Origin of the sequence: Paenibacillus caui (assembly GCF_019904135.1) — a bacterium.
Taxonomy (GTDB): Bacteria; Bacillota; Bacilli; order Paenibacillales; family Paenibacillaceae; genus Fontibacillus; species Fontibacillus caui.
Window position 1 is genome coordinate 23,612 of sequence record NZ_JAIOGQ010000037.1, and the last position, 14,335, is coordinate 37,946.

Here is a 14,335-nt window from a genome sequence, read left to right on the forward strand (position 1 = left end):
CGAAAACCCTTATGCGAGGGACTTTTCGGCTTTGTTCTCTTTCAGCTAGTATTTCCGCTCATGCTGCATATTCTTATTTCGGCAGTTTCGCTTCCGCCGCGCGAAGCATGCTCGCAATCTGTCCTTCCCAGCCGTATATGTTCTTCAGCGAGGCATGGATATGGCCAAGCTCGCCGTACATGAGCGTCATTTCCGCTGCGGCCGCTATCGCATTGCCCTGCTTAACAGCGGCTCTATAGCGCTTGCCTGCGGCAGTCATGCTCTTGTTCGCGGACGTAATCTTCTTGTTCTCGGCTGTTATTTGCTTCTTTAGTGTCTGAACGGGCGCCAGCGCATCCTTGACAACCTTGGCCTTGGCAGTTGCCTGTTTCTTGGCCTCGGACAGCGCCTCATTCTTCAACCTGTTCTCCAGGCGGGCCGCTTCGACGGAAGCCTTCAGCTTGTTGCGCTTCAAATCGAGCAGATCGGCCGCCTTCTTATCCTTGCGTTTCCTTGCTTCGGCTGCCTGCTTCCCGAGTGCGGCATACTCCTTAAGCAGCGGAGCGTTCTTCTTCTGCGCCTGCTCCGCCTCCAACTTCAGCCGGTCGATTTTCGCCTTGTCGATCATCTTGATTTTGGCGTTTAGCGCCTTCAACTGATCGTTGTTCTTGCTGCGCAAAGCCTGAATTTCCTGCTTCTCCAGCCTTATGATGGACTCGAGCGCAGTAAAGCTGTCATACAAGCCATCGATGCTTGATAAAGCGTTGTTCCAGCCGGATCCAAAGTCTGCCGCAGTGGTTACGACTGCGGCTTGCGCCGATAGGGCTTCGGCTGCGGCTCGCGGCGTACTCGTGAATAGAGCTGCTGCTGCGCAAAAAAACAGAAATAACGAAATAAACCGGCTTCTTCTGATTGCTTGGTCCAACATCATTCCATCCCCTGTTCCTTTGTAATATATTTCCAGTCAGGCTGGCACAAAAAAAGCACCCCGCAAGAAAGGCTTTATAGCCAATCCAGCGAGGTGCTTCTCCCGCACAAACCGTTATCATTTTTATTCACTATAACCTCGAAAACGGGAGCTGTCAAGTCTTTTTCCGAACATATGTTTCCTGATTGAAATTACTTAAGGTATACAGACGGCAAAGCGGCGGAACCTTATTTCCCGTAGCCCAGCTTGTTCAGCTGCTCCACGGCGGAATCCACGTAGTTTTTATAGTTAAAGGTGCTTTCCAGCATGCTGATAAATTGATCGTATTTGTCCAGGCTGTTCTTGCCGTATACGAATTTGATCATTTCCTCTTCGATAAAGCGTCCCGCGTCTGCCGCGTTATAACCCTGAGGGCTTTGGACAAAACCGTCCAGCGTCTCGATTCTCGGCAATCCGGCTTCAAACTCAATAGACTTCGCTTGGGCGGTGAACTTGGTTTTCAAGTATTCCGTTTCCTGCCGGCCCGCAAATTGGTAGAGCCAAGTATAGCCCCCTTCAGCCTTGCCTTTGTCCGTGATCGTTACCTGATCCCCGTCAAGCGTATGATGAACGTCCTGCAAGCCAAACTGCACTAGACGGCCGCCTTCAGGAGTTGCCGTATAATTGATCAGCTCCAGAATTTTGTTCAGCTTTGCGGGCTCCTTCTCCAGGCGCTTCGGAATGGCCCAGAGTCCTCCGGACGCCCCGATATTGATTGAATTCGCATTTTGAGTTCCATCCGGCCCTTTCGGCGGAGCGAGCTGGATCCATTCCGCCTTCGGATTGGCTCCTTTCCACACGGCTACCTGATCGTCCTTGACCATCTGTGCCCAGTCAATATTGATAATACCCACTTTTCCCTGGAAGGCCTTATCCTTGGCCATCGTTCCTTTGTTGCTGACCACTTCGGGATCTACAACCCCGGCATCCACAAATTTTTTGATGGCGGCTAGCGCATCCTTCATTTTCGGTTCATACAGGCTAACCACCACCTTGCCGTCTTTCAGGGACAACTGGGAACCGTCATAAATATTGGTAACCCCGTACGCCCCGAAAATCGGGTCAAACGTCTGAAAATTGTTGCCGGTGAGGCCAAACGTATCATTTTTGCCGTTCTGATCCGGATCGTTTTCGGTGAAAGCTTTGGCTGCGCTGAGCAGTTCGTCTACCGTTGCAGGCGGCGCAAGCTTCAGATTATCCAGCCAATCCTTGCGGATCCAGTAGGTGTAGGCCACCGATTGACCCGCTTTCGGCAGGGCATACTGCTTGTCGGATACGATTCCTTTCTTCAGCACATCATCTCCGGCATACTTCGTATAATCCGGCATCTTATTCAGGTATGAAGTCAAATCGAGCAAGGAACCCGATTCGGCCAGCTTCTGCAAATGGGGTTTACCGGTAACCATAAATAGATCAGGCAAATTGTTGGATGCGGCCCGGACATTGATCTTGTTCTCGTAGTCCGCCTGATCGCCTACCAGAGTCTGTGTCAAGGATATGCCCAGCTCGCTGTCAAGCTTCTGCTTGATAAAATCATCCGCGGGAAGATTGGTGCCCCAGCTGATTTGCGACACCTCAAGCTTGATCGGACCGGCGGAAGCAGAGGCTTCCTGACCGTTCCCTTCCGTACTCTTTCCGCCGCCTCCGCATCCGCCAAGCAGCGAGACAAGCAGGGTGACAAGCAGCAGCGAAACCGCTAATTTTCTTGTTCTCATTTCAATTCCACCTTCGTTAAAAGTATGGGGAAAGAAGCGCGTGAAGCCTGTTTATCCCTTGACGGCTCCAAGCAGCATCCCTTTCGTAAAATGCTTCTGTATGAACGGATAAACGGCGATGATCGGCAGACTGCCCGCGATAACCGCCGCCATCTGCATGGCTGCCGTCGGGACCGTCACCTCGGCCTGAAGCTCGCTGGACTGCGACAGGAGCAGCATATTGCGGATGACAACCTGAAGCGGATAAAGATTCGTATCGGTAATGTACAGCACCGCCGAAAAGAAAGAATTCCAGTGTCCCACCATGTAAAAGAGCCCTACCGTCATCATGGAAGGCATCGAGAGGGGGATCACCACCTGCCATAAAATCCGGAATTCCTTGGCTCCGTCCATCCGCGCCGATTCAAACAGCTCTTCCGGCAGGGTTTCAAAGAAGCTTTTCAGAATCAGGACGTTGAACGTGGCGATGGCCCCCGGCACGATCAGCGCCCACAGCGTATTGAGCATGCCCAGCGACTGGACAATCAGATAGGTTGGGATCAGTCCTCCGCTGAACAGCATCGTAAAGACAATATACAGGAGAAAAAAAGTTCTGCCCCTCAGGTTCTTTCTGCTGAGCGGGTAGGCGGCCAGCGTCGTAAGAATCATGTTGACCAGCGTTCCGACAGCTGTAACGATGAGCGTCACCAGCATGGAACGGCCCAGGGCCGGATCCCCAAAGATGCGTTCATAGGCTTCGAACGAAATCTTCCGCGGGATGACGATGAACCCGCCGTTCTTGACGACCTCGCTGTAAGGGGTTAGAGACATGGAGACTACGTACAGGAGCGGAAACACTGCGGCTGCCGCGACGAGCACAAGAAATACGTAAATGACGGCGTTGAAAATATTATCCGAGCGGCTGGTTACCATATGCTGCCTCCCCATTTTTTCGCCAGCTTGTTGGCCCCAAGCACCAGGACGAACCCGATCGCCGATTTGAACAAGCCGACGGTTGCCCCCAGGCTGAAATTCATTTGCTCGAGACCAGTTCGGTAGACCCAGGTATCAATAATATCGCCTACTTCGTACACCCTGGTGTGATAAAAGACGAATACCTGCTCAAACCCGGCATCCAGAATGCTCCCTATCCGCAAAATCAGCAGCAGTACAATAACGTTGCGGATGCCCGGCAGCGTGATGTGCCAGATCATGCGCAGCCGGCTGGCGCCGTCCACCTTTGCAGCTTCAAAAAGGGTTGGGTCGATGCCGCTGATCGCCGCCAGGTAAATGATCGCCCCCCAGCCGAGATCCTTCCAGATTTCCGTCGAAACGAGAATGCTGCGAAACCACTGGGTCGAGTTCAGAAACGGGACCGCGTTCCATCCGGCTTCCGTAATCCACCGGTTGATCAGGCCTGTTGTCTCCGAGAGGAAAGCAATGGAGATGCCGTATATGACGATCCAGGATAAAAAATGCGGCATATAGCTGAGTGTCTGCACCCATCGCTTCAGCCAGGAGACCCGGCATTCGAAGAACATCACCGCCAGGATAATCGCAGGGAACATGCCGAACAGGAGCTTGTATAAGCTGATCAGCAGCGTGTTCGTCATCAGCTGGGAGAAATAGGGCGAATGAAAGAACATGGTGAAATGCTTGTTCCAGGGCTCTGCCCAAGGGCTGCCCAGAATGCCTTCCGAAAAATTGTAGTCTTTAAACGAGATGATGAGTCCGTACATGGGAAGATACTTAAAAATGAAGTACCAGATCAGGCAGGGAATTAGCATAATATAAAGCGCTTTCATTTTCCATAAATCGGCCCACGCCTTTCGAAGCTGTCCGGTAGGGGCTTTGGGTTGCGGCTTCGTCGTCTGGGTTTGCAAATTCGCAGGTTGTTCCATCCGCTCCATCTTCCTTTCCGTTATATGCCTTCATGATAACGAATTAGAAGGGACGCCGTAATTGCCAATTCTCAGCATTCATGTGCACATATTTCTGCACTTTTCGGCTGACGTTATACATAAGAACAAGAAGCCGGCATTCAGCTCCCGACTTCCTGCTTGCACGCCCAGCGATATTCGTTGGGCCGCACACCCGTCCACCGTTTAAAAATCCTGAAAAAATAGCTCGGGTTCGCGAACCCGCACCGTTCGCCGATCTCGGCTACCGTCAGATTCGTCTCCGCCAGATAGACCTTCGCTTCGTTGACCCGGATTTGCTGGAGATAGCCGATAAACGTGTGCCCGGTTTTCTTTTTAAACAAGCCGCTTAAATAGTTCTCGTCCATGTTCACAAGCTGAGCCATCGCCTGCAGTGAAATATCCTCATCGAAATGCTCCAGCAAATAACGGATGATCCGGTTGATTTCAGGATGATCCGTCTCCTCCGGCTTTTGGCAGCCCCTTCCCTTCGCATAACGGAACATTCTCTCCAGCAGAGACTCCAGCAGACCGCGGTGGCGGACCTCACGGAGCAGCCCTTCGCAGCCGGCAAATGCCTGCTTCCGGCTGATGCGCGCAAACAGCCTGTCAAGGCGCTCCGCCGTTTCCTTCACCTGAACCATCGGCATTACGTTGTCCTCCATGAATGCCCACAATTCCCGCAGCTTTTGCGCGCACTCGTCCACAGCCACGCGTTCAAACCGGCGGATAATTTCCTGCTCCCGCTCCCAGGGAACGGACAGCCCCTCTCCTTCCTCCGCCCTATGAGGGTTGGATGAGCCCGAATTGCTGTGACCGTAGTAGCTGTAATCCAGCCACCTCAAATTTCGGAACCACGCTTGCCCTAATGCCTCCCCCTTGGAGCCGGACGGAACCGTACCGAGGACGACGGGCATTCCCTGTTTTCCAAACGTCTGCTTTCTTGAAGTGCCGGTCGCAGCTGTCCTGTCGCTCCAAATAAAAATCGTGCTAACGCCCATGGCGGAATAGGACATTACCCGAATCGCCCCTTCCGTTTCGGCCAGAAACAGCCTGCGGGCATCTTCACAGGTCAGTTCTTCCTCCCCGGCGAGCGCAGAAACGAGAGTCAGTCTGAAGTTTTCCTGCAGCTTAAGAAACTCGGCCAACTTCTGCTCCTCAAGAGCCGCAAGCTCCTTGCCGATAGCGCTTTTCCACAAATACGGAAGCCGGTCCTGGGCGGCAGTCCATTGCAGCTTTGTTTCTTCTTCCGTCCTCTTCTCAAGGCGGGATTTGACTTTGCTCAATGCCTGCAGCAGCTGGTCTTCATCCATCGAAAGCTTCAGAATATAACTGGATGCGCCGTACTCCAGCGCCATTCGGGCATACTCGAATTCCCCCGCGCAGGTGAGCATAATGAACGCCGCTTCGCTTCCATTCTTCCTGGCCTGCTGAAGCAGCTCAATACCGTTCATATACGGCATGAACACGTCGCTGATGACGATATCGGGCGATATCGCCTCGATCTGCTCCATAGCTTCCAGGCCGTGGGATGCCTCGGCCGCAATGGTGAACCCGTGTTCTTCCCACGGAATGGCATTGCGTATAGAACGTCTTACAAAAGGCTCATCTTCAACCAGCAGTATGCTCCACATCATAAGCCCCCTCCTTGCCGTATGGCGAAGAAATCAGCAGCGGAATCTCCAGAACGGCCAGCATGCCCTGTTCCAGCGGAACAAGCTCAAGGCTTGCTTCCCCTTTGTACAGCAGGGCAAGCCGCTCCTTCAGGTTGCTGATTCCGATTCCCCTGCGCCTGCGTCCGGAAGTCGGATCGGCTCCGGCGAGGCCCTGCCCGTTATCGCGAATCTCAACCCTGAGCTTACGGGACTCCTTCGCCACCCGAATCGTGATGAGCCCGCCCTCTCTCATGTGAATCAATCCGTGATGAAGCGAATTTTCCACAAGCGGCTGCAGGCTCAGCTTCGGAATTAGCGCATAATCCACATCAGGATCCATTTCAAACTCCGCCTGAAACGTATGGTCATACCGGAAGGACTGAATATACAGATAGGCCTTGACCAGCCCGATTTCCTCCTTCAGATGCACTAGGTCGACATCGGTGTTGAGTCCGCATTCAAGCAGCCGGCCAAGATTCTGGCAAATTTCAAAGGTTCCGGTATCCCCCTGATTTCTTGCGTTCCATTTAAGCGTATTCAGCGTATTCAGCAAAAAATGCGGGTTCATCTGTGACATCAGAATTTGAAAACGCAGCGCCTCCTTTTGGCGCTCCTCCGTCCGCAAGGAAGCGATCAGCTTCCGGATATCATCGGTCATTTGGTTGAAGGAGCGGGCAAGCGCCTGCGTTTCCCCTCTATACTTGTGCACCGGCAGATGGACGTGCATATATTTGTCCGCCATCTGGGTCATTTTCCTCTGCAAATTGCGCAGCGGCCTTAAAATCGAGAACACAATGGCATAAGTGATCAATATAAATACGATCACCGTCAGAATAAAGGAATAAATGATCTGCCGTTTCATCGACCAAATATTTCCCGACAACGCTTCCAAAGGAAAGCGATTGACCATGTACCAATCCATGTTCGGCATATAGACGCCGTTAAACATAAAGCGATCTTCGGTATCGGTAAAATAGCGGTTCGGATCTTTTTTGAACGTGCCCAGCATCGCTTGCAGCCCGGAGGCTTCGGCGTCGCCATTGTCCAGCAGGATCGGCCGTCCGCTCCCGTCCAGAAGGTAATAGGTCTGCTTGATCAAAAAACCGCCGGTGATGGAGTTCATCCAGGACTTGATATCCAGACTGATCCGCAGATAGCCGAAGGTTTCGCCGCCCGCAGTTTGCAGCTTTCCGTACAAGGAAAACAGCTGCGAAGGCGGAAAAAGCTCTTCATAACGATCCTCCGGTTCGTGGATTTCCCAAAAATAGGGCTTGCCTGAAGCCATCAGACGTTTGAACGCCGGCCCTTCGAGCGGGTTGTTCAGTCCACTGGCCGAAACGCCCTCCGTCCCTTCCTCCACCGTGGAATAAACATTCCCGGCAGTATCGGCCAACGTAATATACACGGGAATGACCGCATTCATTAGCCCCTGTTTTACGGATAATAACCGGTTCTGTAAAAAAAGCATATGCTCCTGTTCGTCATATTGCCCCCGAAACCGCAGCCTGCCGATCACTTCCGGATCGCGCTCCAATTGCAGCATGGCCCCGAGCACGCCTAGCCGCAGATTTTCCAGACTGTTCTTCAGTGAATCCAACTGCTCGATATTTTGCTGCGAAATATTATTTTTCATCATCGTTTCCACCCGGCTGATATTGCGAATCTGCAAAAAGGTCGCAGGGATCAGCACAAAGAGCAGAATGGAAAAAAACAGGCGGTTTTTCAGACTTGACGGCCAAATCCAGCGCAGTCCGATCATGGGGACCCTCCTAGTGAAGCTCCTTAAGTTATCCGGTTCTGTCACCAGTTTATCACAGGGGTGCAGGTGAAAGTACCCGCGTGAGCTGGTTTTTGCTGCCTATGCTGTACCTTCCATTGTGACTCTCTCCAGGGTGGTGATCCGTTAACAAATCTGCAGAAATATATGCACAGTGATTTTACTGGCGGAGCTGCTACACTCTATAGCGCTTCCTGTACTCGGACGGACGCAGCCCCTTCTGCTTCAGAAACAGACGGCTTAAATAAAATCCGCTCTCATATCCGCATTGCTCCGCTATGGAATCCAACGTCTCATCCGTCTCTTCCAGCAAACGGCAGGCTTTGCCGATCCGCAGGGCGGTTACATAGTCCAGCGGGGTCTGCCCCGTTCCTTTGGCGAAGCGCCTCGTGAACTGAACCGGCGTCAGCCCGAGCTTCAGGGCGATTTGCCTGATTTCAAACGGAGCCTCGGCGGATTTCCGAAGCAGCCGCTTGGCCTCCTCCACCAGCTCGTCAGCAGTCCGTTCAGCCGCGGCAAATGTTCGCCGCATCAGCTGGTAGCCTGCCAAAGCGTCCAGATCGTTCAGCAAATAGTTCCGCCACTTGCCGGCTTGCTCGGGCTTAACCGCTTCCACTTCCCGCATCATCCGCAGCGCCGAGAAGAGCCGGTCCCGGTCATCGAAACGGATATGGCGGCTGGCGGTCAACCCTCCGTACAGATGCTCCTCCTCCAAATCCGGCCAGTCTTTCGGACGATCCATGAAACGAAAAGATACAAAGTGAAAAGTTACCGGGGTCAGCGCTTCACGTTCCAGCCACACTCCCGGCGGGCAAATGACGGCTTCTCCCGCTCCGGCTACTCCCGAGCTTGGCCCAATGGCAAAGCTGATCCTTCCGCTTTCTATGGCGAACATCACCCAATCGGCGTTCTTGTCCTTGGCAAGCGCGAACCGCTTTTTGCCGGCCCAATACCGGTAACCCGTCAGCTCCAGCTCGTGGAAATCCACTTTTGCCTGGCACCTCCTAAACGGAATGAAATTTTAGATATGCATATTGTAATTCAGGCCATTTTACAAGTAAATAATTCCTCATAATATGAAATCAAGGATAAGACATATAGTGAAAAGGAGTCCTGAACATGAAGCGGGAAACCGTGAATACAGAGATTACAGTTGTTGGCGGCGGTCTGGCCGGCGTTTGCGCCGCCATCGCGGCAGCCCGGCTTGGCCAGACCGTCGCACTGGTTCATAACCGGCCTGTGCTGGGAGGCAATTCGAGCAGCGAGGTCCGGGTATGGGTGTGCGGTGCGACCGGACACGGCACGAACCGGTATGCCCGGGAGACCGGCATTATGGGGGAACTGTTCCTGGAGAACCAGTACCGGAATATGGACGGCAATCCCTATCTCTGGGATTTGACCCTGCTCGAAGCAGTGCGTTCCGAGCCAAACCTGTCCTTGTTTCTTAATACGGACGTTCACGATGTCCAGGCGGAAGGACCGGAGAACAGCCGTATGATCCGCAGCGTGACCGGCTGGATGATGGGCTCCGAACGACGGATCGATTTCCGAAGCGAAATCTATCTGGACTGTACGGGCGACGGGCTGATCGGCGCTCTTGCCGGGGCCAAATACCGGATTGGCAGGGAAGCAAAAGCCGAGTTCGGTGAGGCATGGGCCCCCGAAACAGCCGACGATGTAACGCTCGGGAGCACGCTGCTGTTTTACACCAAAGACGCCGGACATCCGGTCCGCTATATCCCCCCTTCGTTTGCCAAAGATATTGCGCAAACCTCCATCCCGCTTCGCAGGATCATCCGCAGCGGGGATAACGGCTGTGCGTACTGGTGGATCGAATGGGGCGGCGAGCTCGATACCGTACACGACAACGAGCGGATCCGTGACGAGCTGTGGGCCGTCATTTACGGCATTTGGGATTACATTAAAAATTCCGGGAAATTTGAGGCGGAGTGTCTTACGCTGGAATGGGTCGGCAGCCTGCCCGGCAAACGCGAATACCGCCGCTTCGTCGGCGATTACACGCTGACCCAGCACGATATTCTGGTCCAGCGCCCCTTCGAGGACCGGGTCGCCTTCGGCGGCTGGTCGATCGATCTGCACCCGCCCGGAGGCGTATATGAGGAGGAGCACGGCTCCAAGCACTGGTTTGCGGACGGCATTTATCACATCCCGTTCCGCTCCCTCTATTCCGTCAACGTGAACAACCTGCTGTTCGCCGGACGGAATATTAGCGCCTCGCATGTCGCGTTCGGCACGACCCGCGTCATGGCTACCTGCGCCATTATGGGCGAGGCCGCCGGAACGGCTGCCGCACTCTGCGCGGACAAAGCCGTAACGCCCCGCGAATTGTGGCGCGGGCATCTCGGCGAGCTGCAGCAGACGCTGCTGCGCCAGGACGCTTCCATCATCGGCTTGAAATCCGCCGATCCGGATGATTTGGCCCCGTTGGCAGCCGTCCATGCCTCCTCTTCCCTCGCCGCGTACTCGCCTACCGGCAATTTGGAAGCGGTTGAGGGGAACGCGGATCTCGGCCTGCTCGTGCCGGTGGACCCCCGGCTTGAAGGCATGGAAATCCTTGCAGACTGCCGCGAATCCGCCCGTCTCACCGTGGAGCTTTACAGAACGGGCAAGAAGGAAAATTACATCCCGCACTCGCTTGTCCAGCGCACCCAGCTTGAAGTTGCACCCGGGGAACGCAGGTGGATTACCCTTCCCTTGGCTTGGCAGCCGGATGAAGCGTGCAATGCGTTTATCATATTCAAAGCGAACGATGCCATCACTTTTTATAAGACGGATCAACCGCTGCCTGGCGTGCTCTGTTTCCAAAGAGGCAAGGCGCCTGTCGTCTCTTCCGATTACGGGGACAATCAGCCGCCACAGCCGGTGGTGGAGTGGAGCATGGGACCTTTCGTGCGGCATCCGCTCTGTTTCCGTATGCAGGCTGGAGAAGCCTTTGGTCCGGCCAAAGTAACCGACGGCTATAGCCGCCCCTATGGCGGACCGCACTACTGGTCGTCCGAGCCTATGGCTCCCGGAGCTCCGGCCTGGATCGAATTGAAATGGGAGCATGAAGTATCTTTTCAAGAGATTCACGTCACGTTTCAGGATGATGTCAACGAAGATCTGATCAATCTTCATCACCACTGTACCCCGTTTGAGATCATCCCGGAGCTGGTCAAGGATTATCGGCTTGAGGCCGTGACAGCCGCAGGCTCCATCACGGTGGTCGAATGCAGCGGCAACCGGAAGCGCAAAGCCGTGCACCGGCTATCCGGCCCGGTGTCCGCCTCCTCATTGAGACTCATCATCGAGGCCACAAACGGATGCCCGCGCGCCGAAGTCGTCGAAATCCGGGTATATCCCTAGATTCCAAAACAAAACAAGGCGGGAGTCTCTCTCCCGCCCCAAAAATTTAAATTTTTCTATCCCCGCGAAGTAATAGGAAAGTTCTAACATCTTATGGCGCTTACTTTCCGGGGACCTCAAAACTTATGCTATTAACAAGCGTGCCCAGTGTGATCAGGCCTTGATCAACTATGTTCATTCCCGCCCTCGCCGGAATCTAAGCAGGGACCAAGCCGTCAGCAGCACCAGAAGCGCCAGGCAAACGCCGATGCTGATTCTGTTCTGCTCATCGAACAGAAACAGGGTGGCGATAACGGACAAGCACAGCACGGTCAGCACGGTTATATAAGGAGATCCCCATACCCGGAAGGCCGGCTTTACCGGATAGGACTTGTGCAATTTGAGCTGCGCCAGACAGATGCAAATCCAGACCAGCAGGACGACAAAGCCCGGCACGGCCATCAGCACCCGAAACAAGTGCTCCTGGGCGAAGAAACCCAGCATGGCTCCAACTATGAGTATGACCGCGGACAGCTTCAGCGCGTTAACCGGAGCTCCCCTTTTGGAAGTGCGTGCCAACATTTTTGGCGCTTCTCCTGCCGACGCCATCGTATGCAGCATGCGCGTTGCTCCGTAAATTCCCGAATTGGCTGCGGACAAAACCGCTGTTACCAGAATAAAGTTCATCACATGGGCAGAGCCCCTAAGCCCTGCCGCGTTCAGCACCTGCACAAAGGGACTGCTCTGTCCGCCGATCTCATTCCACGGGATCAATCCGCAAATGACAAGGATCGGAAGCGTAAAGAACAGGATGACCCGAACGATAAAACTGCTTACGATTTTAGGCAATACTTTTTCCGCATGCTGCGTCTCCGTCAGCGTAAGCCCGATCAGCTCCGACCCGCCATAGGAGAACGTCACGACGAGCAAGGCGGAGAAGATCGCAGTCCACCCGTTCGGGAAAAAACCGCCATGCTCCGTATAATTACGCAGATACGGCGCATCCGCACTGCCTATAATGCCGAAAAGGATGCACGCCCCGAGCACAATAAAGATGATGATCATGGCAATTTTGATGCCTGCCAGCCAAAACTCAACTTCTCCGAAGCTCCCGACACTCATCATGTTGATGACAAGGATCAACGCGGCACTCGCCAGACTAAGCACCCATAAAGGGACATCCGGAAGCCAATATTGCAGAAAGCTTCCCGCCGCGATAACTTCAATCACGCACACGGACAGCCACATAAAGCAATACAACCATCCCATAATAAAAGACAACCGCTCCCCAAAAGCCTCGCGGACAAAATCCTTCATATTCCTGCCCGGATATACCGTAGCCATTTCAGCCATAGCTCCTAGCACGACGAGGAGCAGAAGTCCGGCAAAAATATAGGTCAGAACAACCCCCGGACCGGCCAGGCCGATCGTTTCCGCGCTTCCCTTAAAAATACCGGTACCGATGACGCCGCCCATGGCCATAAAGGTAATATGCCTTGGCCGCAGCTTTTTTTGCAATGAAGCTTCATTCGCTTTGTTCATGCTTTTTCCCCCTGGTGACTTAACATCAATATGACTTTACAAGTATAACCTTTCCCCGCTGGATAAAACATTCCTAAATTATTGCATTTTTACCCGGCACCCGGGCAGCTTTACCGATTTTTAAATAAAACTTAAACTTCGCTCTCTTCGTCTTGTGTTAAGATGAGAGGGCGCTAAAAAAGCTGATATTTTCAAAACATTGGTAGGTGGTAATATTGATTCCCTCTTTTTTGTCCCCCATTTCTTATGCGTTTCTGACTTTTCCGATTGCTGCGCTGCTGTTCACGCTGCCCTTTCTGGTGGTGCAATACCGTAAACACGGCTATATTAACAAGGTTAGAGCTCTCGTTCTGTACCTGTTCCTGCTTTATTTGATGAACGCCTTTTTTCTGGTGATGCTTCCGCTTCCCGCCTCAAGACACAATGCGGCGCTTCCCGGAGAAGCCGCTCAGCTCATCCCGCTGAATTTCATTCGGGATATTCTTAGGGAGACCTCCGTATCCTGGAGCAACCCTTCCAGCTATCTGCATCTGTTGAAAGAACAGGCTTTCTTACAGGTCGCCTTAAATATACTCCTGACCGTCCCATTCGGCATGTTTCTGCGTTACTATTTCCGGACCGGCTGGATTCGGTCCATTGTACTATCCTTCGTCCTCTCGCTTTCCTTTGAAGTCACTCAGTTGACGGGTATTTTCGGTTTTTACGATCATCCTTACCGTCTCTTCGATGTGGACGATCTGATCATGAATACGTTCGGGGGGATTGTAGGCTTTCTGCTTGCGGAATGGCTCTCGGGCCTGCTGCCGAGAATTGAGCTTCTTGATAAAAACGTGGATGTGGCGTCAAAACGGGTCTCCTATACAAGACGGGCTACAGCCCTGTTGTTCGATGTTGTGATTTTGCTTGCCGTTATGCTTCTTTGCGTCATTCTGTCCGTTCCAGCCGCTTATTGGGTTTCCACCGGCATTTACTTTATGCTCGTTCCTTATCTGACAGGCGGCCGTACTTTTGGAAAATGGCTGGTGCGCATCCGTTTGACGGGGGAGGGAAAGCGAATTTCGCTGTACGCTCTTGCGATTCGCTACGGGCTGCTTTACTGGGTCTTTTTCGGCCTGGACCGGCTGATGCTCCTGAATACGGACAGCACCCCCGCCGCCCTCAGAATGCTGCTCGGGCTCGGGGTCTTCATCATCAATCTGTGGTTCCTAATCCATGTCGTTAAGGCCATATTGACAAAAAAGCCGCTGCTGTTTTATGAGAAAATAAGCAACACCAAGCATATCATCAGTTGGCATCATGCCAAAGAGGACGACGAATACCGTCAATCCGCCTAGTAGCCTCTCAAATCTAATAGTATAGGATGGGTGGATATGGTATAGTTATGCCAAAAAGAGGAATTCATATATGCATCCGATCAAGAATCCCGTCCGATTAACCGTAGAAGAACAGGCAAGCCT

At 53.2% G+C, this 14,335-nt stretch carries 10 protein-coding genes; 2 read left to right on the plus strand and 8 right to left on the minus strand.

Annotation, left to right across the window (positions count from 1 at the left end):
* Window positions 1-73 precede the first annotated feature (73 nt).
* From K7397_RS18500 to K7397_RS22070, 7 genes are all read right to left on the minus strand, one after another.
* A complete protein-coding gene (locus tag K7397_RS18500; RefSeq protein WP_223069772.1) occupies window positions 74-910 on the minus strand; it encodes a hypothetical protein in 837 nt (278 codons plus the stop codon).
* Window positions 911-1,134: 224 nt separating this feature from the next.
* Entirely contained in the window at window positions 1,135-2,661 is a 1,527-nt protein-coding gene (locus K7397_RS18505; protein ID WP_223069783.1) for an extracellular solute-binding protein, read from the minus strand.
* Window positions 2,662-2,712: 51 nt separating this feature from the next.
* Complete coding sequence (locus K7397_RS18510) at window positions 2,713-3,573, minus strand: carbohydrate ABC transporter permease (RefSeq protein WP_223069785.1); 861 nt, start codon at window positions 3,571-3,573, stop codon at window positions 2,713-2,715.
* Entirely contained in the window at window positions 3,567-4,541 is a 975-nt protein-coding gene (locus tag K7397_RS18515; RefSeq protein WP_223069787.1) for an ABC transporter permease, read from the minus strand. The genes K7397_RS18510 and K7397_RS18515 overlap by 7 nt, the downstream gene beginning before the upstream one ends.
* A 140-nt stretch (window positions 4,542-4,681) precedes the next feature.
* Complete coding sequence (locus tag K7397_RS18520; protein ID WP_223069790.1) at window positions 4,682-6,196, minus strand: helix-turn-helix domain-containing protein; 1,515 nt, start codon at window positions 6,194-6,196, stop codon at window positions 4,682-4,684.
* The gene (locus tag K7397_RS18525; protein WP_223069793.1) at window positions 6,171-7,973 is read right to left on the minus strand and encodes a cache domain-containing sensor histidine kinase; all 1,803 of its coding nucleotides are present in this window, start codon (window positions 7,971-7,973) and stop codon (window positions 6,171-6,173) included. The genes K7397_RS18520 and K7397_RS18525 overlap by 26 nt, the downstream gene beginning before the upstream one ends.
* A gap of 193 nt (window positions 7,974-8,166) precedes the next feature.
* Window positions 8,167-8,979, minus strand: coding sequence for a helix-turn-helix domain-containing protein (locus K7397_RS22070; RefSeq protein WP_223069795.1), 813 nt, complete (start codon window positions 8,977-8,979; stop codon window positions 8,167-8,169).
* Between the two features lie 131 nt (window positions 8,980-9,110).
* Between K7397_RS22070 and K7397_RS18535 the strand changes: the two genes are divergently transcribed.
* On the plus strand, window positions 9,111-11,357 hold the full coding sequence (locus tag K7397_RS18535) for an FAD-dependent oxidoreductase (RefSeq protein ID WP_223069798.1): 2,247 nt from the start codon (window positions 9,111-9,113) through the stop codon (window positions 11,355-11,357).
* Window positions 11,358-11,531: 174 nt separating this feature from the next.
* Here K7397_RS18535 and K7397_RS18540 read toward each other — a convergent pair whose 3' ends face one another.
* Window positions 11,532-12,878, minus strand: a complete 1,347-nt coding sequence (locus K7397_RS18540; protein WP_223069800.1) for an amino acid permease — start codon at window positions 12,876-12,878, stop codon at window positions 11,532-11,534.
* Between the two features lie 215 nt (window positions 12,879-13,093).
* On the opposite strand from K7397_RS18540, the gene K7397_RS18545 reads away from it, so the two are divergent.
* On the plus strand, window positions 13,094-14,212 hold the full coding sequence (locus tag K7397_RS18545) for a VanZ family protein (protein WP_223069802.1): 1,119 nt from the start codon (window positions 13,094-13,096) through the stop codon (window positions 14,210-14,212).
* The last annotated feature ends 123 nt before the right edge of the window (window positions 14,213-14,335 follow it).